The sequence below is a fragment of the Streptomyces roseolus genome, assembly GCF_014649855.1.
Classification (GTDB): Bacteria; Actinomycetota; Actinomycetes; order Streptomycetales; family Streptomycetaceae; genus Streptomyces; species Streptomyces roseolus.
In genome coordinates this window covers 65,454-88,036 of record NZ_BMTV01000016.1, presented here as the reverse complement: position 1 = coordinate 88,036, position 22,583 = coordinate 65,454, and the positions used below count along the sequence as shown (strand labels likewise).

20 protein-coding genes and 8 tRNA genes are annotated in these 22,583 nt (G+C 75.2%); 16 read left to right on the top strand and 12 right to left on the bottom strand.

The features are described 5' to 3' along the window. The first annotated feature begins 74 nt into the window (after positions 1 to 74). The 6 genes from IE245_RS20100 to IE245_RS20075 all read left to right on the top strand — a co-directional run bounded on the left by IE245_RS20100 (position 75) and on the right by IE245_RS20075 (position 9,423). Positions 75 to 929: a MetQ/NlpA family ABC transporter substrate-binding protein gene (locus tag IE245_RS20100; RefSeq protein ID WP_189949519.1), complete on the top strand. Its 855-nt coding sequence runs from the start codon at positions 75 to 77 to the stop codon at positions 927 to 929. 126 nt (positions 930 to 1,055) lie between these two features. Then, on the top strand, positions 1,056 to 1,703 hold the full coding sequence (locus IE245_RS20095; protein ID WP_189949517.1) for a GNAT family N-acetyltransferase: 648 nt from the start codon (positions 1,056 to 1,058) through the stop codon (positions 1,701 to 1,703). 73 nt (positions 1,704 to 1,776) lie between these two features. Then, positions 1,777 to 3,000, top strand: coding sequence for a precorrin-6y C5,15-methyltransferase (decarboxylating) subunit CbiE (cbiE, locus tag IE245_RS20090; protein ID WP_189949515.1), 1,224 nt, complete (start codon positions 1,777 to 1,779; stop codon positions 2,998 to 3,000). Between the two features lie 315 nt (positions 3,001 to 3,315). Beyond that, the gene (gene cobT / locus IE245_RS20085) at positions 3,316 to 6,879 is read left to right on the top strand and encodes a nicotinate-nucleotide--dimethylbenzimidazole phosphoribosyltransferase (RefSeq protein ID WP_189949513.1); all 3,564 of its coding nucleotides are present in this window, start codon (positions 3,316 to 3,318) and stop codon (positions 6,877 to 6,879) included. A 388-nt stretch (positions 6,880 to 7,267) separates the two neighbouring features. After that, positions 7,268 to 8,509: a uroporphyrinogen-III C-methyltransferase gene (cobA, locus tag IE245_RS20080; protein WP_189949511.1), complete on the top strand. Its 1,242-nt coding sequence runs from the start codon at positions 7,268 to 7,270 to the stop codon at positions 8,507 to 8,509. Between the two features lie 95 nt (positions 8,510 to 8,604). Continuing rightward, positions 8,605 to 9,423, top strand: coding sequence for a TrmH family RNA methyltransferase (locus tag IE245_RS20075; RefSeq protein WP_189949509.1), 819 nt, complete (start codon positions 8,605 to 8,607; stop codon positions 9,421 to 9,423). A gap of 70 nt (positions 9,424 to 9,493) precedes the next feature. Here the strand turns inward: IE245_RS20075 and IE245_RS20070 are convergent, their stop codons facing one another. Then, the gene (locus tag IE245_RS20070) at positions 9,494 to 10,663 is read right to left on the bottom strand and encodes a serine/threonine-protein kinase (RefSeq protein WP_189949506.1); all 1,170 of its coding nucleotides are present in this window, start codon (positions 10,661 to 10,663) and stop codon (positions 9,494 to 9,496) included. Positions 10,664 to 11,169: 506 nt separating this feature from the next. Here IE245_RS20070 and IE245_RS20065 point away from each other — a divergent pair. The 3 genes from IE245_RS20065 to IE245_RS20055 all read left to right on the top strand — a co-directional run bounded on the left by IE245_RS20065 (position 11,170) and on the right by IE245_RS20055 (position 12,807). Beyond that, complete coding sequence (locus IE245_RS20065) at positions 11,170 to 11,337, top strand: hypothetical protein (RefSeq protein WP_189949504.1); 168 nt, start codon at positions 11,170 to 11,172, stop codon at positions 11,335 to 11,337. Between the two features lie 181 nt (positions 11,338 to 11,518). Continuing rightward, positions 11,519 to 12,475: a phosphotransferase family protein gene (locus IE245_RS20060; protein WP_189949501.1), complete on the top strand. Its 957-nt coding sequence runs from the start codon at positions 11,519 to 11,521 to the stop codon at positions 12,473 to 12,475. A 47-nt stretch (positions 12,476 to 12,522) separates the two neighbouring features. Beyond that, positions 12,523 to 12,807, top strand: a complete 285-nt coding sequence (locus IE245_RS20055) for a TFIIB-type zinc ribbon-containing protein (RefSeq protein ID WP_189949499.1) — start codon at positions 12,523 to 12,525, stop codon at positions 12,805 to 12,807. A 114-nt stretch (positions 12,808 to 12,921) separates the two neighbouring features. On the opposite strand, the gene IE245_RS20050 is transcribed toward IE245_RS20055, so the two are convergent. The 7 genes from IE245_RS20050 to IE245_RS20020 all read right to left on the bottom strand — a co-directional run bounded on the left by IE245_RS20050 (position 12,922) and on the right by IE245_RS20020 (position 13,590). Further along, positions 12,922 to 12,993 (bottom strand) — tRNA-Val (locus IE245_RS20050). Between the two features lie 27 nt (positions 12,994 to 13,020). Then, positions 13,021 to 13,095 (bottom strand) — tRNA-Val (locus tag IE245_RS20045). A 27-nt stretch (positions 13,096 to 13,122) separates the two neighbouring features. Beyond that, a tRNA-Val gene (locus IE245_RS20040) sits at positions 13,123 to 13,197 on the bottom strand. Positions 13,198 to 13,224: 27 nt separating this feature from the next. Continuing rightward, positions 13,225 to 13,299: transfer RNA gene (locus IE245_RS20035), tRNA-Val, on the bottom strand. A gap of 32 nt (positions 13,300 to 13,331) precedes the next feature. Then, positions 13,332 to 13,403, bottom strand: a tRNA-Val gene (locus IE245_RS20030). Between the two features lies 1 nt (position 13,404). Further along, positions 13,405 to 13,478: transfer RNA gene (locus tag IE245_RS20025), tRNA-Cys, on the bottom strand. Positions 13,479 to 13,517: 39 nt separating this feature from the next. Continuing rightward, a tRNA-Gly gene (locus IE245_RS20020) sits at positions 13,518 to 13,590 on the bottom strand. Positions 13,591 to 13,823: 233 nt separating this feature from the next. Here IE245_RS20020 and IE245_RS20015 point away from each other — a divergent pair. Genes IE245_RS20015 through IE245_RS20005 form a run of 3 tightly spaced genes read left to right on the top strand, consistent with a single transcriptional unit; the run spans position 13,824 to position 16,616 of the window. After that, a complete protein-coding gene (locus IE245_RS20015) occupies positions 13,824 to 14,906 on the top strand; it encodes a chorismate-binding protein (RefSeq protein WP_189949497.1) in 1,083 nt (360 codons plus the stop codon). Next, entirely contained in the window at positions 14,903 to 15,733 is an 831-nt protein-coding gene (locus tag IE245_RS20010; RefSeq protein ID WP_189949495.1) for an aminotransferase class IV, read from the top strand. The genes IE245_RS20015 and IE245_RS20010 overlap by 4 nt, the downstream gene beginning before the upstream one ends. Before the next feature lie 43 nt (positions 15,734 to 15,776). Then, positions 15,777 to 16,616: a GNAT family N-acetyltransferase gene (locus tag IE245_RS20005; RefSeq protein WP_189949492.1), complete on the top strand. Its 840-nt coding sequence runs from the start codon at positions 15,777 to 15,779 to the stop codon at positions 16,614 to 16,616. A gap of 12 nt (positions 16,617 to 16,628) precedes the next feature. Here the strand turns inward: IE245_RS20005 and IE245_RS20000 are convergent, their stop codons facing one another. Beyond that, positions 16,629 to 17,141 carry a DsbA family protein gene (locus IE245_RS20000; protein WP_189949490.1) on the bottom strand — a complete coding sequence of 171 codons (513 nt, stop codon included), beginning with the start codon at positions 17,139 to 17,141 and terminating at the stop codon, positions 16,629 to 16,631. A 181-nt stretch (positions 17,142 to 17,322) separates the two neighbouring features. Between IE245_RS20000 and IE245_RS19995 the strand changes: the two genes are divergently transcribed. Both IE245_RS19995 and IE245_RS19990 read left to right on the top strand, forming a co-directional pair. Beyond that, positions 17,323 to 17,766 carry a hypothetical protein gene (locus tag IE245_RS19995; protein ID WP_189949488.1) on the top strand — a complete coding sequence of 148 codons (444 nt, stop codon included), beginning with the start codon at positions 17,323 to 17,325 and terminating at the stop codon, positions 17,764 to 17,766. Positions 17,767 to 17,898: 132 nt separating this feature from the next. Next, the gene (locus IE245_RS19990) at positions 17,899 to 18,081 is read left to right on the top strand and encodes a hypothetical protein (protein ID WP_189949486.1); all 183 of its coding nucleotides are present in this window, start codon (positions 17,899 to 17,901) and stop codon (positions 18,079 to 18,081) included. Positions 18,082 to 18,085: 4 nt separating this feature from the next. Here the strand turns inward: IE245_RS19990 and IE245_RS19985 are convergent, their stop codons facing one another. Then, positions 18,086 to 18,643 (bottom strand): CGNR zinc finger domain-containing protein, encoded by a 558-nt coding sequence (locus tag IE245_RS19985; RefSeq protein WP_189949484.1) that lies wholly within the window; start codon positions 18,641 to 18,643, stop codon positions 18,086 to 18,088. A gap of 191 nt (positions 18,644 to 18,834) precedes the next feature. Continuing rightward, positions 18,835 to 19,248, bottom strand: a complete 414-nt coding sequence (locus tag IE245_RS19980) for an SsgA family sporulation/cell division regulator (protein WP_030493555.1) — start codon at positions 19,246 to 19,248, stop codon at positions 18,835 to 18,837. Positions 19,249 to 19,437: 189 nt separating this feature from the next. Here IE245_RS19980 and IE245_RS19975 point away from each other — a divergent pair, with 189 nt between their 5' ends. Together IE245_RS19975 and IE245_RS19970 are read left to right on the top strand one after the other, a co-directional pair. Further along, positions 19,438 to 19,860: a TIGR02611 family protein gene (locus IE245_RS19975; protein ID WP_189949482.1), complete on the top strand. Its 423-nt coding sequence runs from the start codon at positions 19,438 to 19,440 to the stop codon at positions 19,858 to 19,860. A 54-nt stretch (positions 19,861 to 19,914) separates the two neighbouring features. Then, positions 19,915 to 19,986, top strand: a tRNA-Val gene (locus IE245_RS19970). 61 nt (positions 19,987 to 20,047) lie between these two features. Here the strand turns inward: IE245_RS19970 and IE245_RS19965 are convergent. Further along, positions 20,048 to 22,513 (bottom strand): SCO7613 C-terminal domain-containing membrane protein, encoded by a 2,466-nt coding sequence (locus IE245_RS19965; protein WP_189949480.1) that lies wholly within the window; start codon positions 22,511 to 22,513, stop codon positions 20,048 to 20,050. Positions 22,514 to 22,583 lie beyond the last annotated feature (70 nt).

Sequence of the window (22,583 nt, the reverse complement as noted above, 5' to 3'; positions counted from 1 at the left end):
CCCCCCGGACCACCCCCCTGAGCCAGGACTTGTTGTCCAGGCGTCCACCGCTCCACAAGAAAGAGGCACTCTTCGTGCGCAAGAACATCAAGCTCGCCGCCGGCTTCGCTTCCGTCACCGCCCTCACCCTCGGCCTCACCGCCTGCGGCACCTCCTCGGACCCGGCCTCCGCCAAGGACAAGGCCGGCTCCGCCGACAAGGCGCTCGTCGTCGCCGCGTCCCCGACGCCCCACGCCGACATCCTCAAGTTCGTCCAGGACAACCTGGCCGCCGAGGAGGGCCTGAAGCTGGAGGTGAAGGAGTTCACGGACTACGTCCTGCCGAACACCGCCACCCAGAACGGCCAGGTCGACGCCAACTTCTTCCAGCACAAGCCCTACCTGGACGACTTCAACGCGAAGAACAAGACCACCATCGTCCCCGTGGTCGACGTCCACCTGGAGCCGCTCGGCGTCTACTCCAAGTCCGTGAAGTCCCTCAAGGACATCAAGGCCGGCCAGACGATCGCCGTCCCCAACGACACCACCAACGAGGGCCGCGCGCTCCACCTCCTCGCCGACAACGGCCTCATCACCCTCAAGGACGGCGCCGGCACCGACGCCAAGCTCTCCGACATCACCGACAAGAAGGGCCTGGAGTTCAAGGAGCTGGAGGCCGCCACCGTGCCCCGCGCCCTGAACGACGTCGACGCCGCCGTCATCAACGGCAACTACGCGATCGAGGCCGACCTCTCCCCGGCGAAGGACGCCCTCGTCCTGGAGAAGGGCGAGGGCAACCCCTACGCCAACCTCCTCGCCGTCAAGAAGGGCAACGAGAACGACCCCCGCGTCGAGAAGCTCGCCAAGCTCCTCAACTCCCCCGAGGTGAAGAAGTACATCGAGGACACCTACAAGGGCTCCGTCACCCCCGCCTTCGGTGCCGCCGAGTAAGGCCCCCGGTACGGTCCTTCACCACGAGGCCCCGCCCGCCCCGTCCGGCGCGCGGGGCCTTGTGCGCACCCGCGCATGCGCGTCGGCCACGCCATGCTGCATGCTGTGCCTTCACGGTCTTCACGTATGGAGCTGCGCATGACTACCACCTTCCCGGACGTCTCCATCAACACGGAGCGACTGGTGCTGCGCCCGTACGAGGAGACCGACATCCCCGCCTTCGTCGAGATGATGAACGACGAACTCGTCACCGCCTGGACCACGGTGCCGCACCCGTACACCCGCGCCCACGCCGAGGAGTGGGTCCGCCGGATCGCCCCCGCCGAACGGACCGACGGCCACGGCATCGTCTTCGCCGTCACCGAGTTCCTGACACAGCGTCTGGTCGGCACCGTCCACCTCCACTCCACCGACTGGCGCGTCCGGGCCACCGAGGTCGCGTACGTCACCGCCCCCTGGGCCCGCGGCGAGGGCTACGCCACCGAGTCCGTCCTCGCCGTCGCCCAGTGGCTCTTCCGCGACCGGGGCTTCGAACGCCTCCAGCTCCGCACCGCCGCCGACAACACCGCCTCCCAGCAGGTCGCCCAGAAGATCGGCTGCATCAGCGAGGGCGTGCTGCGCAACGCCTGGATAGCGCGCAGCCTCACCGAGAGCGGCGAGTGGACCGACATCCGCACCGACCTCATCCTCTGGGGCCTCCTCCCCGAGGACCTCGACGGCGTCGCCGACCACATGGCCGAGGCCGGATACTCCTCGTACACCGACTGGAGCTGAACGCTCCGGACGCCGGCCCGGGGTACGCTCGACCCGCCCCCGACCTGCGACGACACCACAGGAGACAGACGCGATGGCCGATCGGGTCACGGTGATCGGCTGGGACGGCTCGCCCCTCACCGCCGCGGCCGGCTCCGCGCTCTCGGCCGCCACCCTGGTGGCCGGTGCGGCCCACCACCTGGCGCTCCCCGAAGTGCCCGCCGGCGCCGAGCGCGTCCGGCTCGGCAGCGTCGACCTCGCCGCCCGCCGGATCGCCGGCCACCGCGGCACCGCCGTCGTCCTCGCCGACGGAGACCCCGGCTTCTTCGGCGTCGTCCGCGCCCTGCGCGCCCCCGAGCACGGCCTGGAGGTCGAGGTCGTCCCCGCCGTCTCCTCCGTCGCCGCCGCCTTCGCCCGGGCCGGCATGCCCTGGGACGACGCCCGCGTCGTCGTCGCCCAGGAGAGGACCCTGCGCCGCGCCGTCAACGTCTGCCGCGCCCACCCCAAGGTCGCCGTCCTCACCTCCCCGGGCGCCGGCCCCGCCGAACTCGCCCTCCTCCTCGACGGCGTCCACCGCACCTTCGTCGTCTGCGAACAGCTCGGCACCACCCGCGAACAGGTCTCCGTCCTCACCTCCGACAAGGCCGCCGACCACACCTGGCGCGACCCCAACGTCGTCCTGGTCATCGGCGGCGCCGGCGGCACCGGAGCCTCCGCCGCCCCCTGGCTGATGGGCAGCGACCCGGCCGCCGGAGCCGTACGCGGCTGGGCGGACCGCCCGGAGGAGCACGGCTCCGAGGAGCGGCCCGGCGTCGGCCACGACCCCACCCTGCGCGCCGTCCAGCTCGCCCGGCTCGGCCCCCGCGCCGGCGACCTCGTCTGGGACGTCGGCAGCGCCGGCGGGAGCTTCGCCGTCGAGGCCGCCCGCTTCGGCGCCGCCGTCATCGCCGTCGACGCCGACCCCGCCGCCCGCGTCCGCACCGAGACCGCCGCCCGTCGCCACGGCGTCCTCCTCCAGACCGTCACCGGCCGTGCCCCGCACGTCCTGGAGAGCCTCCCCGAACCCGACGTCGTACGCGTCGGCGCCGGCGGCGTCCCGGTCGTCACCGCCTGCGTCGACCGGCGCCCCGAACGGATCGCGGCCCACGCCACCACCCGCGACGAGGCCGAGGCGATCGGCACCGCCCTCGCCGCCGGCGGCTACGCCGTCGAGACCGTCCTCCTCCAGGCCGTCGGCCTCGATCCGGCCGACTGGTCCGAGCGCGAACGCTCCGTCGTCTTCCTGCTCTCCGGCCGCAGGACCACCGGCGCCCCCTGACCCCGGCCGGGCGCCGGGGCAGGTAGGCTGGCCGATTGTTGTACCGCACGGGGATGTTCGGCAGGTTGTTCGTCAATGTCCCGAATCGATGACCGTCTTGACCCGTTCTCGGTGGTCACCGGCGTGCGGGACACCGGGGGGACGGCGCGACGTGGCGCAGTCCACAGCGCACCGTGGCGGATCCGCCTGCCACGATGGGCGCGGGCCGCGACAATGCTCGGGTGACGGCGCGTCTCCGTGCCGCGCGGCACGGGCGCTCGTTCTCGTTGACGGGCGCGGCTCTGAACGAAGACGAACGATGGGCGAGGGGTACGCATGACGGACACCGGCCAGGTCCCGGGCGAGGGACTGCCGGAGAACTCAGGCATGGTCGAGCAGCCGGGCATCCCCGCTCCGGGCGCCTACACCTACCTGGACCCCTCCGGCCCCACCCCCGGGCAGCTCCCCGAGGACGACGACCTGCTGCTGATGCCGGGCGCCCAGGGCGCCTGGAGCGAGCAGGCCCCCGGCGCGGTGCCCGCCCCGCCGGTCGCCGTCCCCGCCCCGCCCGCGGTCCCGCCGCAGGGCGGCCCCGAGGGCCCCGCCCAGGCCGCCCCGATGGGCGACCCGCTCACCGGCCCGCTGCCGGATCCGCTCACCGACCCGCTGACCGGACCCCTGCCGGACCCGCTCACCGGTCCGCTCCCGGACGGCCTGGTCCTCGCCGACCAGCTCACCGCCCCGGTCACCCCGGCGCACGGCGTCCCCGTGCCCGGCGCCACCCCGCCGCAGGGCGTGCCGCTCGGCACCCCGGCGCACGGCGTCCCGGTCGCCCCGCAGGAGCCCGTCGCCACCGCCCACGGCTACGAGCCCGGCATCCTCGACACCGGCGCCCACGAGGCCGCCGGCCGCGACTCCGGCTCCGTCGACCTCGGCGGCGTCCGCGTGCCGTCGGCCGCCGCCCCGCAGCCCGCCCCCGCGCGCCGCCCGCTCCACATGGGCCCGCCGGTCCCGGACACCGCCACCGGCGGCGTCGTGCGCTCGCTCGCCGACCGGGGCCCGGCCGCGCCGGCGCCCGCCGCCCCCCAGGTCCCGGCGCCCGCCCCCGAGCCCCTCGTGGCCACCGGTCCCGCGCCCGTGCCCGTACGCACCCCGGGGCCGCCCACCACCGGGCCCGAGTACTTCGACATCGCGCAGGACCAGCAGACGGCCCCGCAGGGCGCCGAGCCGTGGACCGCGCAGCCGCAGGAGGCCCCGGCGCCGGCCGAGGCCCCCGCAGAAACGGTCGTTCCGCCGAGCGGCCGGTTCGTCCAGGTCGAGGGCACCGTCCCGACCGCCGAGCAGCCCGCCCCGACCCCGCCGGCCGGGACCGTGATCCCCGAGCCCGAGACCGTCACGCCCGAGACCGTCACGCCCGAGGCCGTGGCACCCGAAGCGGTGGCACCGGAGGCCGTGGTCCCCGCGCCCCGCGAGCCCGAGGCCGTCCCGGCCGCCGAGGAGCCGGTGGCCGAGGAGCCGACGGCGGAGGAGCCCGCCGAGGCTCCCGCGGCCGAGGCCGTGGAGACCGCCGCACCCGCCGACGTACCGGCGGAGACCGCGCCGGAGGCCCCGGCCGAGGAGATTCCGACCGGGGAGATTCCGGCCGGGGAGATTCCGGCCGAGCAGGCTCCGGCCGAGGAGGCTCCGGCCGAGGAGACCCCGGTCGCCGAGCAGCCCGTGGAGCCGGCGGCCGAGGCCGTCGTGGTGGAGCCCGCGGCAGAGCCCGTGGCTGCCGAGGAGCCCGTGGCCGCCGAGCCCCGGCCCGAGGCCGTCCCCGTGGCCGTCGTGGAGGGGCCCGCCGAGGAGCCCGTCGTCGTGGCGGCCCCCGTCGCGGTCGAGGCCGTCGCCGAGCCCGCCACCGAAGCCGCGCCGGAGCCCGAGACCGTGCCGGAGCCCCGGCCCGAGGCCGGTGTCGAGCCCGAACCCCAGCCCGTCGCCGCAGAACAGGCCCCCGTCGAGCCGGCCCCCGCAGAGCAGGCGCCGGCCGACCAGGCCGTCGCCGAGTCGTTCGCCGACGCCGCCGCCGAGGTTCCCGCCGAGGCCCCCGTCGTCGCCGTGGCGGAGGAGATCCCGGTCGTCACCGAGGACGCGGCGGAGGAGGCCGAGGAGACCCCGGACGCCGAGCCCCGCCCCGCCGCCCCCGGCTACGACGAGGCCGAGCGCGAGGCGGTCCTGCGCGTGATGCGCGAGCGCCGCGACATCCGCAACGGCTTCCGCTCCGACCCGATCCCGCACGAGGTGCTGCTCCGCGTCCTGGAGGCCGCCCACACGGCCCCCAGCGTCGGCCACTCGCAGCCCTGGGACTTCGTCGTCATCCGCTCCGCCGAGACCCGGCAGACCATGCACGAGCTGGCCCAGCGCCAGCGCGAGGCCTACGCCAAGTCGCTGCCGAAGGCCCGGGCGAAGCAGTTCAAGGAACTGAAGATCGAGGCCATCCTCGACACCCCGGTCAACATCGTGGTGACCGCCGACCCCACCCGGGGCGGCCGGCACACCCTCGGCCGCTACACGCAGCCGCAGATGGCCCCGTACTCCTCGGCCCTCGCCGTCGAGAACCTCTGGCTCGCCGCCCGCGCCGAGGGCCTCGGCGTCGGCTGGGTCAGCTTCTTCGACGAGCGCGAGATGGTCCGCGAGCTCGGCCTCCCCGAGCACCTGGAGGTCGTCGCGTACCTCTGCGTCGGCTACGTCGACGAGTTCCCCGACGAGCCCGAGCTGATGCAGGCCGGCTGGGCCAAGCGCCGCCCGCTCTCCTGGGTCGTCCACGAGGAGACGTACGGCCGCCGGGCCCTGCCCGGCGAGGAGCCGCACGACCTGCTCCAGGAGACCGTCGCCGCCATCCGTCCGCTGGACGCCAAGGCGCTCGGCGAGGCCTGGGAGCGGCAGAAGCGGATGACCAAGCCGGCCGGCGCGCTCGGCATGCTGGAGATCATCTCCGCGCAGCTCTGCGGCCTCTCCCGGGCCTGCCCGCCGCCGATCCCCGAGCCCGCCGCCGTCGCGATCTTCGCCGGCGACCACGGCGTGCACGCCCAGGGCGTCACCCCCTGGCCGCAGGAGGTCACCGGCCAGATGGTGGCCAACTTCCTCGGCGGGGGAGCGGTCTGCAACGCCTTCGCGAACCAGGTCGGCGCCGAGGTCTGCGTCATCGACGTGGGCGTCGCGAGCGAGCTGCCCGCCACCCCCGGCCTGCTGCCCCGCAAGGTCCGCGCCGGTTCCGGCGACTTCACCACCGGCCTCGCGATGACCCGCGAGGAGACGACCGCCGCGATCGAGGTCGGCATCGAGACCGCCCGCGACCTGGTCGCGGCCGGGAACAAGGCGCTCCTCACCGGCGAGATGGGCATCGCGAACACCACCGCGTCCGCCGCCCTCATCTCCGTCTTCACCGGCGTCGACGCGGCCGAGGTCACCGGCCGCGGCACGGGCATCAACGACGAGACCCACGCCCGCAAGGTCGACGTGGTCCGCCGCGCCCTCGACCTGCACAAGCCGGACCCCGAGGACCCGATCGGCGTCCTGTCGCAGATCGGCGGCCTGGAGCACGCCGCCCTCGTCGGCTTCATCCTGGGCGCCGCCTCGCTGCGCACCCCGGTGATCCTCGACGGCGTCTCCACCGGCGCGGCCGCCCTGGTCGCCCGCGCCATCGCCCCCGAGTCGCTGGCCGCCTGCATCGCGGGCCACCGCAGCGCCGAGCCCGGCCACGTGGCCGCGCTCAACAAGCTGGGCCTGCGCCCGCTGGTCGACCTGGACCTCCGCCTCGGCGAGGGCACCGGCGCGCTGCTGGCCCTCCCGCTGGTGCAGAGCGCGGCCCGCGCCATGCACGAGGTCGCGACCTTCGACTCCGCCGGCGTCACGGAGAAGTAGCCCGTACGGCCCCGGTGCCGCCGCCCCCACCACGGGGGACGGCGGCACCGGGGCCGCCCCATGTCCCTCGTCCCCGGCCCGCCCCGGCCCGAGGGGCGAGGGACGAGGGTCACAAGGTGCCCACGTCACGTCACCGATATCGTGTTCACAGGGCCTCCCGCCCGCCCCACCAGCCGCTTCACCGCCGCAGCGGCCCCCAGGGCCCGCCCGACCATGCGCGTCGGGTCCGGCCCGCCCGGCACGCACGCTCGCCGCACGGCAGAGTCGCCCGAGTAGCTCCGCTACGAGGGCGCCCCACCGCACGCCGATCGCACGCACCGTACGACCCGGCCCGATCCGACGCGAATGGTCGGACAGGCCCCAGCCCCGTCCGAGGAGCCGCCCGCACATGGCCCAGCACGTCGAGCCCGCCGAGCACCCCGCCTACCCCGTCGGCCTCCGCCTCGCCGGCCGGCGCGTCGTCGTCCTCGGCGGCGGCACGGTCGCCCAGCGCCGCCTGCCCGCCCTCATCGCCGCAGGCGCCGACATCACCCTGATCTCCCCCTCCGCCACCCCCTCCGTGGAGGCCATGGCCGAGACCGGCGAGATCACCTGGGTGCGCCGCCGCTACGAGGACGGCGACCTGGCCGAGGCCTGGTACGCGCTCGTCGCCACCACCGACGCGGCCGCCAACGCCGCCGCCTCCGCCGAGGCCGAGCGGGCCCGCGTCTGGTGCGTCCGCTCCGACGACGCCGAGGCCGCCACCGCCTGGACCCCGGCCACCGGCCGCGGCGCCGGCGTCACCGTCGCCGTCCTCACCGGCCACGACCCGCGCCGCTCGGCCGCCGTCCGCGACGCCGTCCTGGAGGGCCTGCGCGACGGCTCCCTCGCCGCGCCCGCCCAGCGCGCCCGCACCCCCTTCGTCGCCCTCGTCGGCGGCGGCCCCGGCGACCCCGACCTCATCACCGTCCGCGGCCGCCGGCTGCTCGCCGAGGCCGACGTCGTCATCGCCGACCGGCTCGGCCCCCGCGACCTCCTGGACGAACTGCCGCCGCACGTCGAGGTGATCGACGCGGCGAAGATCCCGTACGGCCGCTTCATGGCCCAGGAGGCCATCAACAACGCGCTGATCGAGCACGCCAAGGCCGGCAAGTCCGTCGTCCGCCTCAAGGGCGGCGACCCCTTCGTCTTCGGCCGGGGCATGGAGGAGGCGCAGGCGCTCGCCGCCGAGGGCATCGCCTGCACCGTCGTGCCCGGCATCTCCAGCTCCATCTCGGTCCCCGGCGCCGCCGGCATCCCGGTCACCCACCGGGGCGTCGCCCACGAGTTCACCGTGGTCAGCGGGCACGTCGCCCCCGACGACCCGCGCTCGCTCGTCGACTGGGCCTCGCTCGCCAAGCTCACCGGCACCCTGGTGATCCTCATGGGCGTCGACAAGATAGGGAAGATCGCCGAGGCGCTCGTCGCCCACGGCAAGGCCCCCGACACCCCGCTTGCCCTCGTCCAGGAGGGCACCACCGCGACCCAGCGCCGGGTCGACGCCACCCTCGCCACCGTCGCCGAGGTGGTGAAGGCCGAGGAGGTCCGTCCGCCGGCCGTCATCGTCATCGGCCCGGTCGTCGCGGAGGGGCCCGACAAGCTCACCCGCTGACGCCCCGCACCCACCCCGCGCACGGACGGACGGGCGGCGACCGCCGCCCGTCCCCGCGCATCGGCACCACATCCCGGACAAGGCACTATCACCCCGTGGCCGAAATCATCACGATCACCGACGCCGACGACCCCCGCCTCCACGACTACACCGGCCTGACCGACGTCGAGCTCCGCCGTCGGCGCGAGCCCGCAGAGGGCCTGTTCATCGCCGAGGGCGAGAAGGTCATCCGCCGTGCCAAACAGGCCGGTTACGAGATGCGGTCGATGCTGCTCTCCGCCAAGTGGGTCGACGTCATGCGCGACGTCATCGACGAGGTGCCCGCCCCGGTGTACGCGATCCAGCCCGACCTCGCCGAGCGCGTCACCGGCTACCACGTGCACCGCGGCGCCCTCGCCTCCATGCAGCGCAAGCCGCTCCCCGAACCCGCCGAACTCCTCGCGGGCGCCCGCCGGGTGGCCGTCATGGAGGCGGTCAACGACCACACCAACATCGGTGCCATCTTCCGCAGCGCCGCCGCCCTCGGCATGGACGCCGTCCTCCTCTCCCCGGACTGCGCCGACCCGCTCTACCGCCGCTCGGTGAAGGTCTCCATGGGTGCGGTCTTCTCCGTCCCGTACGCTCGCCTGGAGGCCTGGCCGCGCGGTCTGGAGGCGGTACGGGAGGCGGGCTTCAAGCTCCTCGCCCTCACCCCGGCGGAGAAGGCCACCGCCATGGACGAGGCCGCCCCGCACCGCCTCGACCGGGTCGCCCTGATGCTCGGCGCGGAGGGCGAAGGCCTCTCCACCCAGGCGCTGCGCGCCGCCGACGAGTGGGTCCGCATCCCGATGGCCCACGGCGTCGACTCCCTCAACGTGGGCGCGGCCGCGGCCGTCGCCTTCTACGCGGTCACGGCCGGCCGCCCCGAGGCGTAGGTCCCGCCCCCGGCCACGGGAATCGCCCCCGGTACGTCCGCGTACCGGGGGCGATTCCCATGGCCGGGGGTCAGCCCTGGAGGGCCTGGGCGGCGGCGATGCCCAGCGCCACCAGGAGGGTCACCACCACGAAGACGACGAGCCGCTGGCGCAGCAGCCGGGGGTTGGCCGGGCGGCGGCCGGTGGACGTGGTCCGCGCCCCCGGCCGGGTCCCGGGCCGCGACTGCGGATTGCGGGAGCCGCCGGTCCGCGAGGGCGCCGAGGGGCGCGAGGAGGGGCCGGACCCGCGTCCCCGGGCCACTGCCCGCTCCGGCTCGCGGCCCGGCGCGTCCCGCTCCGTGTACCGCTCGGTCGGCCGCAGCGTGCCGCGTTCCTCCATCCGCTCGCGCGGGGCCGGCGGCCGCGCGGACGGCAGGCCCTGTGCCTCGCGGGCCGCGATCTCCTTGAGCCGCATGGACAGCTGGAGGGTGCTGGGCCGGTCCTCCGGGTCCTTCGCCAGACAGGCCCTGATCAGCGGCGCGAGCGCGTCCGGCACCCCCTGGAGCTGTGCCTCCTCGTGCACCACGCGGTAGAGCATGACCTCGGAACTGCCGTGCCCGAAGGGGGAGTCGCCCATCGAGGCGTACGCGAGGGTGGCGCCGAGCGAGAAGACGTCCGTCGCCGGGGTGACGGCCGCGCCCCGCACCTGCTCGGGCGCGAGGAAGCCGGGGGAGCCGACCGCCGTGCCGACGTGCGTGAGGGTGCTGGCCCCGGTGGCCCAGGCGATCCCGAAGTCGATGATGCGGGGGCCCTTGGGGGAGAGCAGGATGTTCGAGGGCTTCAGGTCCCGGTGCACGACCCCGGCCTCGTGGACGGCGACCAGGCCCTCCGACAGGGCGGCGCCGATGGAGGCCACGTCGGCGGCCCGCAGCGGACCCTCCTCGGCGACCCGGTCGTGCAGCGAGGGCCCGGGCACGTACTGGGTGGCGAACCAGGGGCGGTCGGCGTCCAGGTCGGCGGCGACCAGCCGGGCGGTGCAGCCGCCCCGGATCCGCCGGGCCGCCGACACCTCACGGGCGAACCGCGAGCGGAACTCCTGGTCCTCGGCCAGGTCCGGGCGGATCACCTTCAGCGCCACCCGCTGGCCGCGCCGGTCGGAGCCGAGGTACACGACCCCCATCCCTCCGGCGCCGAGTCTGCGGTGGAGCCTGAACGCCCCGACGATCCGCGGGTCCTCGCGCCGGAGCCGCATCATCGCCATGTCCGTCCCCTCGTCCGTTCGACGTGGCACAGCTTACGTAGTGGCGCCCGCGCGCGCTCATAGGCCGCGCCCTCCCACCGGCTTCGATTGTCAGTGCTGAGGGGGACGACGGTCCCGTGCCGCACCGACTCTCCCCGCCAACACCCCTTGCCGTCCAGCCCACTTGACAACACCCCCGGACAACTCCCGCCGCCCGGCGCCGACTGCCTCCGCCCCGCCCCGCGTGCCCGGCCCACCCCGCTCCCCATCGGACGTGACCCAAGTCACCCGGGGGCGCGTCCCCTCCGGGAAGACCCCCACCCGCGCGCCCCCGTCTCCACCCAGGGGAGTACGCCGGGGGGAGCGGCGTCATCCTCCCGTAGGCCCGGAAGCCGGTACGCGGGCATGACGCCCCGGGCGCTGCCGCTCCCTACTGTTGAGGTCATGCGGTGGGCGCGACTCTCGTCCCCCGAGGAACACGCGCCCACCGCACCGAGAACCGGCAAGAGAAGCGACAGGAGAGGACCATGGCCCACACGGCACACCGGCCGACCCCCCGCCCCGCGGGACGCCGTCACCCCCTGGTGGCCACCGCCATGGTCCTCCCCCTCGCGGCCCTGCTCGTGGTCGTCTTCGGCGGCTGGGAAGCGGTGGTCACACAGGCGTCGTCCGTGGGCGTGATGCTGGGGCGCTGAGCGGCGCCCCGGACCCGGGAGAGCGGCCCGGGTCGGGGACATCGGCCGACAGCCCCGTGGGGACGGGGGTGCGGCGGACGACAGCGCAGGGGCCGGTCGGCCGGGGAGCCGACCGGCCCCTCCGCGCGTCGCCGTCCCGTCCCCGCCCCCGCCGTCGGCCCGCGCCGCGTACGCTCGCCGGATGGAGCGTGTGGAGAGCGACGGCGACGTGCTGGGGGCGCTGGCCCTGATCGCGCGCGGGGCCGTGCACGGCGGGGCGGCCTGCGGATGCGACCCGGGGGTGGTGCGGGTGCTCGCGGACCGGGAGGACGGGGCCGTCGTGCGGCACGGCGGGATCGTCGCCAAGGCGCACGCCCCCGGCACCGAGGACGCTCCGCACGCGGTGCGGGTCGCGCTCGCCGGTGACCCGGCCCTCGCGGGGGTCCTCCTGCCGCCGGTCCCCGGGCCCCGCACGGAGCGGGTCGCGGGACGGCCGGTGACGGTGTGGCCGTACGGGCCCCCGGTCGACCCCGGCGACCCCGACGCGGCGCCCTGGGAGGAAGCGGCCCGGCTGCTCGCCCTGCTGCACCGCACCCCGCCCCCGCCCGGCCCGCTGCCCGCGATGCGGGCCCCCGTGAAGGCGGCGCTCGCCGTCGGGCGGATGCTCCGCGCCGTGCCGGACCACCCGGCGACCGCCACCGTCCTCGCGGCCTGGCGCACCGTCACCGAGGAGCTCGGCGAGGACGGGACCGGGGGCACGCGCGCGTACCTGTGCCACGGCGACTTCCATCTCGGGCAGCTCGTCCGGGACTTCCACGGCGCCTGGCGCCTCATCGACGTCGACGACGCCGGGCTCGGCGACCCCGCCTGGGACCTGGCCCGCCCCGCCGCCTGGTTCGCCGCCGGGCTGCTGCCGGCGGAGGTGTGGGCGCGGTTCCTCGGCGCGTACGATGCGGCCGGCGGCCCCGCCACGGAGCCGGACCCGTGGGCCCGCCTCGACCTGCCGGCCCGGGCCCTGACGGTGCAGACCGCGGCGCTGGCGCTCGCCAAGTCCACGGCGGAGGGCCGGGGGCTCGACGAGGTCGAGGGCGTGATGATCGACACCTGCGCCAGGATCCCGACGGCCCGAACCGTCCCGGGCTCCGCCGCGTCCTCATAAGCTGAAGCAGTCACACGAACGGCAACGGCAGGGGAGTTGAGCCGAGCATGCAGTGTCCCAAGTGTCACGCGGCGATGCACACGTACAACCGCAACGGCGTCCAGATCGAGCAGTGCAGCGGCTGCCGCGGGATCTTCCTGGACTACGGCGAGCTGGAGGCCCTGACCCGCCTGGAGTCGCAGTGGCAGGCCCCGCCGGCGCCGCCCGCCCCGCCGGCCGGCTACCCGGCGCAGCCCGCCCCGGCCGCCCCCGCCTGGGGCGCCCCGCACGGCGGCCACCACGGCGGTCACTACCGTCAGCGCGGCTTCGGCCGGATGCTCTTCTCCTCCTGAGCCGTCCGCGTCGCTCCGGCCCCCGGATCCGTACGGATCCGGGGGCCGGAGCGACCCCCGCCCGCACGACGAAGCCCCCGGCCGCGAACCGCGGCCGGGGGCTTCGTCCTTCTGTGCGCGATACTGGGATTGAACCAGTGACCTCTTCCGTGTCAGGGAAGCGCTCTCCCGCTGAGCTAATCGCGCGGGACGCGCCCGAAGGCGCAGGAGATGTGGTGCGCGATACTGGGATTGAACCAGTGACCTCTTCCGTGTCAGGGAAGCGCTCTCCCGCTGAGCTAATCGCGCGGGACGCGCCCGAAGGCGCAGGTGAAGTGGTGCGCGATACTGGGATTGAACCAGTGACCTCTTCCGTGTCAGGGAAGCGCTCTCCCGCTGAGCTAATCGCGCGGGACGCGCCCGAAGGCGCAGGTGAAGTGGTGCGCGATACTGGGATTGAACCAGTGACCTCTTCCGTGTCAGGGAAGCGCTCTCCCGCTGAGCTAATCGCGCGGGGATCCGAAGATCAGGACCCGAAGGTCCAGTGGACGATACTGGGATTGAACCAGTGACCTCTTCCGTGTCAGGGAAGCGCTCTCCCGCTGAGCTAATCGTCCTTGGAGGTGGAGACGGGATTTGAACCCGTGTAGACGGCTTTGCAGGCCGTTGCCTCGCCTCTCGGCCACTCCACCAGGAGTGATAACGGGGGTTCGGGAAGATCCCCCACATCGAGCGGACGACGAGATTCGAACTCGCGACCCTCACCTTGGCAAGGTGATGCTCTACCAACTGAGCCACGTCCGCTTGTCGTTTCCGGTCCGCTTGCGCGTCCCGGCGACGTGTTGAACTCTAGCGGATTCCTGGGCCAGTACAAAAACGCGTTTCCGCAGCGTGCTGACCTGCGCGCCCTCCGGCACGCCCGGCGGCGGCTCCCGGAGGGTTCGAACGGTGTTCACCCCCCGTGTCCCCGAGGTCGCGCGGAGCCCCCGCCGCCCGCGTCCCCTCCCCTCCGGAGCGGCCCGACCTAGACTCGACGCGTGTACGACCTACCTCCCCTGGCCCGCTTCGGCGGCCTCGTCGCGACCGACCTGCGGGACGTCACCCATGATCCCGGGGCTCTCGACTCCACCGGCTTCTGGGCCGTCTGCGCCGACTTCGAGGGCCGGCTCACCTGCGCCCGCTTCGGAGACGTCCGCAGGGCGCCGGTGCCCGCCGCCGTCCCCGGCGCGTGGCTCGGCCCGCGCCCCGGTGACTGGACGTCGTCGCTCGACCGCGCCGCGTACACCGAGGGCGTACGGGCGGTGCGCGAGCACATCGCGCGCGGCGAGGTCTACCAGGCGAACCTCTGCCGGGTGATGACCGCGCCGCTGCCCGACCCGGCCGCCGCCGACGTCGACGCCCTCACCTCGCTGCTCGCGGCCGGCAACCCCGCCCCGTACGCCGGAACGATTCGGCTGCCCGCGCACGGCGTGGAGATCGCCACCGCCTCACCCGAGCTGTACCTGCGGCGCGAGGGCGCCCGGGTCTCCTCCGGCCCCATCAAGGGCACCGGCAGGACCGCCGCCGACCTGCTGCCCAAGGACCACGCCGAGAACGTGATGATCGTGGACCTGGTCCGCAACGACCTCGGCCGCGTCTGCGAGACCGGCTCCGTCGCCGTCCCCGCCCTCTGCGACGTCGAGGAGCACCCCGGCCTGGTCCACCTCGTCTCCACCGTCAGCGGCGTGCTGCGCGAGGACGCCGGCTGGCCCGAACTGCTCGACGCCACCTTCCCGCCCGGCTCCGTCACCGGAGCCCCCAAGTCCTCCGCGCTGCGGATCATCGAGGCGCTGGAGACCGCGCCCCGGGGGCCGTACTGCGGCGGCATCGGCTGGGTGGACGCCGACAGCGGCCACGGCGAGCTGGCCGTGGGCATCCGCACCTTCTGGATCGACCGGCCCCTCGGCGTGCTGCGCTTCGGCACCGGGGCCGGCATCACCTGGGGCTCCGACCCCGAGCGGGAGTGGGAGGAGACCGAGCTGAAGGCGGCCCGGCTGGTCGCGATAGCGTCGGGCGCCTACGAGTCGGGCGCCCGGGCCGACGAGGTCCCAGGGGCGAGCGGAAAGGCCATCTCTCGATGAAAATCTGGGTCAACGGCGGGCTGTACGACGAGGAGACCGCCCGCGTCTCCGTCCTGGACCACGGGCTGACCGTCGGCGACGGCATCTTCGAGACGGTCAAGGCCGAGCGCGGCGAAACGTTTGCTCTCACCCTCCACCTGGAGCGGCTCACCCGCTCCGCCCGCGGCCTCGGGCTGCCCGACCCCGACCTCGACGAGGTCCGACGGGCCTGCGCCGCCGTCCTCGCGGCCAACCCGGTGGAGCTCGGCCGGCTCCGGATCACCTACACCGGCGGCCTCTCCCCGCTCGGCTCGGAGCGCGGCGACGCCGGCACGAGCCTCGTCGTCGCCGTCGGCGGGACCTCCCGCCGCCCCGACGCCACGGCCGTGGTCACCGTCCCCTGGACCCGCAACGAGCGCGGCGCCCTCACGGGCCTGAAGACCACCTCGTACGCGGAGAACGTCGTCGCCCTGGCCCGGGCGAAGGAGGCCGGCGCCACCGAGGCCCTCTTCGCCAACACCACCGGCCGGCTCTGCGAGGGCACCGGCTCCAACGTCTTCGTCGTGCTCGACGGCCGGATCCATACCCCGCCGGTCTCCTCCGGCTGCCTCGCCGGCATCACCCGCGCCCTCGCCGTCGAGTGGACCGGCGCCGTCGAGACCGACCTGCCGTTCGACGTCCTGGAGACCGCCGAGGAGGTCTTCCTCACCTCCACGCTGCGGGACGTGCAGGCCGTCCACCGCGTCGACGGCCGCGAACTCGCCGCCGCCCCCGGCCCGGTGACCGCCAAGGCCATGCGGATCTTCGAGGAGCGGGCCGCCGCCGACCGGGACCCGAAGCTCGGCTGAAATCCGGATGACGGGGCCTTCCCGAATGGGTAGAACACCCCTGATGACCACCACCCTGCGGCCGGCCGAGCCGCTCCAGCACTCCGCCGACGGCGGCCGTTCCCGCGTCTACGACATCTGCGTGAACAGCCGCCGGGTCGGTTCCGTCCGCGTCGCCACCGATCCGGACTTCGGAGCCGCGTCGGGGAGGATCGACCGCCTCCGGGTCGATGAGCCGGACCGCGGCCGGGGGCGGGGGACGGTGGCGGCGCTCGCCGCCGAGGAGGTGCTGCGCGGCTGGGGCTGCTCGGACGTCCGGGTGTCCGTGCCCGCGGACGCGACGGCCGCCCTCGCCCTGGCCCGTGCGCTCGGCTACGCCGAGCTCAGCCGGAACATGCTGAAGGAGCTCGCGGACCCGTCGCCCGCGCTGCCGTCCGGCGTCGAGGCGCGGCCGATGACCGAGGACGAGTTCACGGCCTGGCAGGCGACCGCCAAGGAGGTCTTCGCGCGGAGCTGGACCGACCGGGGCGTGCCCGAGGACCAGGCCCGCGCCAAGGCGGAGGCCAGCCACCGCGAGCTGCTGCCCCGGGGGCTCGCCAGCCCCGGCACGGCGTTCCACGTGGCCCTCGCCGACGGCCGGGTCGTCGGGAACGTGTGGACCGCGGTGCGCGAGCTGGAGCCCGGCGTGAGCGCCGGATACGTCTACGACGTCGAGGTCGCGGAGGAGCGGCGCGGCCAGGGGTACGGCCGGGCGCTGATGCTGCTGGCCGAGCGCGTGACCCGGGAGGCCGGGGAGAGCCGGCTCGGACTGCACGTCTTCGCGGGCAACACCCCGGCGATCCGCCTGTACGAGTCGCTCGGCTACCGCACGACCCACGTCAACAGCGCCAAACGGCTGCTCTGAGACCCGGACGGGTCAGCCGGCCAGGAGGCGGTCGGCGATCTCCTCGATCCGGGCGCGCAGCCCCTCCTGGCTCTGGCCGCCGTCGAGGCGCTCCCCGTCGATGACGTAGGTCGGGGTGCCGGTGATCTTGAGGGCCTGGCCCTCCGCCTGGTCGGCGTCGACCGTGAGCAGGTGCCGGCCGTCGATCAGCGCGGTGTCGAACTCCTCGGCGTCCAGGCCGAGTCCGGCCGCCACCTCCAGCAGCACCGGCTCGCCCCGCTCGGCGAGCTCGGCGGTCCTGGCGAGCAGCGCCTCCGCGTAGGCCCAGCCCCGTCCCTGGTCGGCCGCCTCCTCGGCGGCCTGGGCGGCGGCGTAGGCGTGCTTGTTCTTGGAGAGCGGGAAGTGGCGCAGCTGGACGTCGAGCCGGTCGCCGTACGCCGCGCGCAGCGCGCGGACGTCGTCGAGGGCCCGGAAGCAGTCGGGGCACTGGAGGTCGAACCAGGCCTCCAGGACGACGGGGGAGGGGGTGGTGGTGGAGTCAGTCATGGACGGCAGTCTTCCAGCAGGTCCGCGCCGGGCCCGCATCGGCACGGCACCGGCACCTGAGGAGGAGATCCGGTCCGGGACGACCCGGAGATCTCCCTGAGACCGGCCCGGGGCCGTGGCCCCCGGCGGGTGGGCCGGTGCAGGATGGAAGGGACGTATCACCCGGGACCTGGAGGATCGCATGCTGGCCGAGACCATCTGCTCCGCGGTGTCCGCGGCGGGCCTGGGCATCGCCGCGATCACGGCGTACCGGAAGAAGTACCTGAGCGCGGCGCGGATCGCCGGCTGGTCGCTCGTCCCGCTCGGCCTCGTGATGACCGGCGCCGTCGAGTGGGCCTTCGACACCGTCTTCAGCCCGGTCGCCTGGGCCGGCTTCGGCGTGCTCGGCGTGGCCTGGCTGCTCCTGCTGACGACCCGGGGCGTCGAGCGCCGCCGGGGCGGCCGGAAGGCGGCGGACGCGGGAGCGCGGCCCGGGGCGGTCGCGCCCGGCGCCTCGTCCCCGGCCTCCGCTTCCGCCCGGGCCCGTGAGGCCCTGGCCCGTCCCGCGTCGGGCACGCCCGCCCGTGGTGGGGACGCCGAGGACTTCAGCGACATCGAGGCGATTCTGAAGAAGCACGGAATCTGACCGCTTCTGGCCGTTGCCTGCCGGGCCGCGACCGGGCGGTGATCCGGAGATCCACGGGAAGGGATGAACCGCCCCGCCGAGGGGCGGATTCCGGTCTTCCCGGGGCCCGCGGTGCGCGATCATCCCCCCGAGATGCTCGATACCTCGCGGGAACCCGTCCCCGCCTCCGCCGAGTCCGTGCCCGCCGCCGATCCGCCGGCCGAGGAGCCGAGGGGTTGTCTCTTCGCGCTGTCGCAGCCGCCCCTCATGATCTTCCTGACGGTGATCGGGGCCCTGCTCCTGATGGCGGCCCTGCACGACCTCTACGTGCTCTGAGGCGTCAGCCGGCGGCTTCCTTGCGGCGGGCCCGGTAGGCGGCCACGTGCAGCCGGTTGCCGCAGGTGCGGCTGTCGCAGTAGCGGCGGGAGCGGTTGCGGGAGAGATCGACGAAGGCCCGGCCGCAGTCCGGGGCCTCGCACCGGCGCAGCCGTTCGCGCTCGCCCGAGACCACGATGAAGGCGAGCGCCATCCCGCAGTCGGCGGCCAGGTGGTCGGCGACCGAGGCGCCCGGCGCGAAGTAGTGCACGTGCCAGTCGTAGCCGTCGTGGTCGGTGAGCCGCGGGGTGGTGCCCGCGGCGGCCACCAGCTGGTTGATCAGCGGGGCGGCGATCCTGGCGTCGGGGGCGGTGAAGACGGCGGCGAAGCGGTCCCGCACCTCGCGGACGGCCCGCAGGTCCTCGGCGTCCAGCTCGCCCACGTCGCTGATCCGGTGCTCGCGGACGAACACCCCGAGCGCGTCGAGGTCCGCGAGCGTGTCCTCGCGGTCGCCCTGCGCGGCGGTGTTCATGAGATCGACGACGGTGTCGAGGGCGATCCGGGTGTCGTGGGGAATGAGCACGCTTCGCTCCCTGGCCGGCCGCGGGCGGGCGCCCGTGGATTGCGGTCGACTCTAGCGCGCCCCGGAAAAGCGCGACGGCGCCCGTCACCGCGCCGGCTGCGCGATGAGGACGCCGGAGGTCGAGCGGATGCGACCGCCCGCGCGGCGCCGTCGCCCCGAGTCGGACGGCGCCGTGCGGTCGATGGCCTGGCTCAGCTGTCGGCCAGGATGTGGGACAGCTCCGTATCGAGGTCGAAGTGCCGGTGCTCGGTGCCCGGTGGCACCGCGGCGTCGGTCCGCTTGAGGAACGATTCCAGGGCCCTCGCGGGGGCCTCCAGCAGGGCCTCGCCCTCGGGCGAGCTCAACGCGATGCAGACGACTCCCTGGCCGTGACTACGGGAAGGCCAGACCCGGACGTCGCCCGTGCCGGTGGGCCGGTGCAGCCCCTCGGCGAGAAGGTCGCGGGCGAAGACCCACTCGACCGTCTCCTCGGCTCCGGTGTGGAAGGTGGCGTGCACGGCGTACGGATCCGCCGTGTCATACCGCAGGCCCGCGGGTACAGGCAGTGAGGACTCGCTCGACACAACGAGGCGCAGGTGCAGCTCGCAGCTCACCACGGTGTTCATAAGCGCCAGGGCCTTTCGCTCAGTGTGCGCTCGGGGATTCGCACGTCGGCGAAATCGACATGCCACCTCCGGTGGCGTTGTAAACCCCTCTGTCGCTTTTGTGATCGTTCAGGTAGCTCGTATGGCGGTATGTAACTTTGGGTAATACCGCCATACCGGTGGGGCTGGTGAGTCGGGTAAATTGGCACCATGAATGCGGAGAGTGACGAGCGCGCGCCCGAGCCCCAGCCCGCCGAGCAGGTCGAACTGGGATCCCGCGCGCCGGAGTTCATCAAGGCCCGCCGCGGCCTCCACCTCAGCTGGCAGGTCGGCGTCTTCATCGTCGGACTCGCCGTGATCGTGGCCGGCATCCTGATGCTCGTCTTCCCCGGACCGGGCTGGCTGGTCATCTTCGCCGGCATGGCGATCTGGGCCACCGAGTTCGTCTGGGCGCAGATCGTCCTGCGCTGGACCAAGCGCAAGGTCACCGAGGCCGCCCAGCGCGCCCTCGACCCCAAGGTCCGGCGCCGCAACATCACCCTCACCGTCATCGGCCTGGTGATCGTCGCCGCACTGCTCGGCTGGTACCTCTGGAAGTTCGGCCTCGTCATGCCCTGGAAGATCGCCGAGTGACCCAGGGGTGGTTCGGAAGCCCCGCTGACATGCGGTAATGTTTGCGGTGCGCCGGGGCGATTAGCTCAGCGGGAGAGCACTTCGTTCACACCGAAGGGGTCACTGGTTCGATCCCAGTATCGCCCACCCCGGTCCGAGGGCCCGGAGACGACACCGTCTCCGGGCCCTCGGCGCGTCCCCGCCCGGATCACCGCATCCGGGCCAGCCGCTCCCGCACCAGCCGCGCCTCCCGCAGCCGCCGCTCGTACGTGGCCCCCACCCCGAGCAGCAGCAGCCCGGCCGCCGCCGGCGGCAGCCAGCGCGGCAGCGCGCCCACCAGCTGCATCACGTACGGGGCCAGCTCGTGCACCGCCACCAGGGCGAGCACCGCCCCGCCGAGGACCAGCGGCGCCTGGAGCCGGAACCGCGCCCCCAGCAGCGTCACCGCGAGCGCGCCCGCCCCCAGGAGCAGCGGCCGCGTCCCGTACGGGTCCGACCAGACCGCCAGCAGGCTCGGCACCAGCGTCGCCGCGAGCCCGGGGCCGTACGCACCCCAGGACGAGGCCGCCGGGTCCCGCCGCCGCCGCAGGAGGCCCACCACCAGCGCCGGCGCCGTCACCGGCAGCGTGTACGCCTCCGGGACCGTCACGCCCCACACCCCGAGCCGCAGCCAGGCCGCGGCCAGGAAGAGCGCGCCCGCCGTCCACGAGGCCGCGCGCCGCCGCTCCGCCCGCAGCGCCGTCGCCGCCGCGATCACCCCGCCCAGCGCCAGCGCCAGGGCGAGCACCGCGGGACGCGGCGCCGTGAGGGCCACCGCCAGGGCGCCCGCCGCCACCCCCGACAGCTCCGCCGCGAGCGACCGGAACCGCACGGCCAGGGCCGCCGTACCGGCCGGGACGAGCAGCAGCACCAGGCCCGCCGTGGCCGTGGAGAGCCCCGCCGCCGCCGCTCCGGCCCCCACCAGACCCGCCGCCGCGAGCACCCCGCCACCGGCCGACGCCTCGCGGACCGCTCCGGCGCCGAGCGCGGCCGCCGCCGCGAACAGCCCGAGCAGCACACCCAGCACCACGAAGGTCGCCGCCCGCACGTCCAGCGCCAGGAGCAGCACCGAACCCGCCGAGGCGAGCCCCGCCGCCAGCCCGGTCAGGGACAGCAGCGGCCCCGCCGCCACCGGAACCGCCGGCGCCCCGGCCGCCCCGGCCGCCCCGGCCGTCCCTGCCGTCCACGAGGTGCCCCAGCCGCCCCCGGGCCGCGCCGGCGGCTCAGGACGCTCCGGCACGGGAGCCGGCCCGGGCAGGCCGCGGGTGAGCGCCCCCGGCCGCACCGCCACGGCCAGCGCCGCGCCCGTCGCCACCAGCCGGACGGCGATCCCCGCCCCGTACGACAGCTCCAGGACGACCGGCAGCGCCGTCAGCACCGCCCACCCGAGCAGCACCGCACCCCACCGGCCCCACGTCCCCCGCGCCACGACCGCCGCGCCCGCGCCGAGCAGCAGCACCAGGAGCGCCGTCGCCGGATGGTCCGCCGGCACCGGCGCCGCGTGCGTCCCGGACCAGACGCCCGCGCTCCGGACGGCCGGGCCGAGCAGCCCGCCGAGCACCGGCGGCAGCGCCCACACCAGGCCGAGCGCCACGACCCCGCCCCCGGCGAGCCCGAACCCGGCCCGCACCTCCGCCGGGATCCGCGCCGCCCGCACCGGGCGCCACAGCGACGCCACCGCCAGACCGCAGACCACGTACACCGGCACCGCCCACGCCGCCGGCAGCGCGGCCCGCACCGGGCCCGCCACCGCCGCCACCCCCGCCAGGGCGGCCACCACCGCGAGCACCCGCGCCGCCGGACGGACCACCCGGGCCGCGAACAGCAGGACCGCGGCCCAGCCGAGCAGCAGCGGACCGCCGGTCCACGGACCCGTCAGCGACAGCGTGCCGCCGACCGGCAGCGCCCCGACCGCCAGGAGGGCCGCCGCCACCCCCGCCGTCGTCCGTACCGCCACCCCCGCGGGGCGGGCGAGCAGCAGCACGTCCGCCGCCGCCGTCAGCGCCGCCGCCCACGCCACGGCCGCCGGACCCCCGCCGGCCGCGAGCACCCCCAGCGGCAGCGGCAGCTGCGCCGCGGCCACCGCCGCGGGGAACGGCAGCCGCAGCCCCCGCAGCAGCCCGCCGTACCCGGCCCACAGCCCCGCGAGGAGTCCGGCGGCGACCGCCGCGTACCCGAGCCCGTCCGTCTCCGGCAGCGCCACCCGGTGCAGGGCGTACGCGTCCAGGACCGTCAGTGCCAGGCCCAGCGCGCCCACCGCCTCCGCCGTCGACGCCAGCCCGCGCCGCAGCAGCGCCGCGGGCACCGCCAGCGCCGCGGAGGTCACCACGAGCAGCACCGCCGCACGCCCCGCGATGCCCATAGAGCCCCAGCTCACCAGCGTGAACGCGAGCGCGGCGACCGCGAGCAGCGTCCCGCCCAGCGTCAGCAGCACGTTCTGCGCGCCGCGCGGCGAGGTCTCCGCCGCCGGCGGCGCCCCCGGGAACGGCGGGGCCGCGGCGGGGCCCACGGGGGAGCGCAGCACACCGAGCAGCCACACCCGACGGGCCAGCAACTCCGCACGGCGCGCGTCGAGTCGGGCCAGCTCGGCGTCGACGCGCCGCAGCTCCTCGACCGGAGGAAGGTTCATGTCCATGCCCGGAGTGTCGCGCCGCGGCCCCGGCCGGGGAATGCGCGCCGCTACTCAGATCCCGCCCGAGTACCCA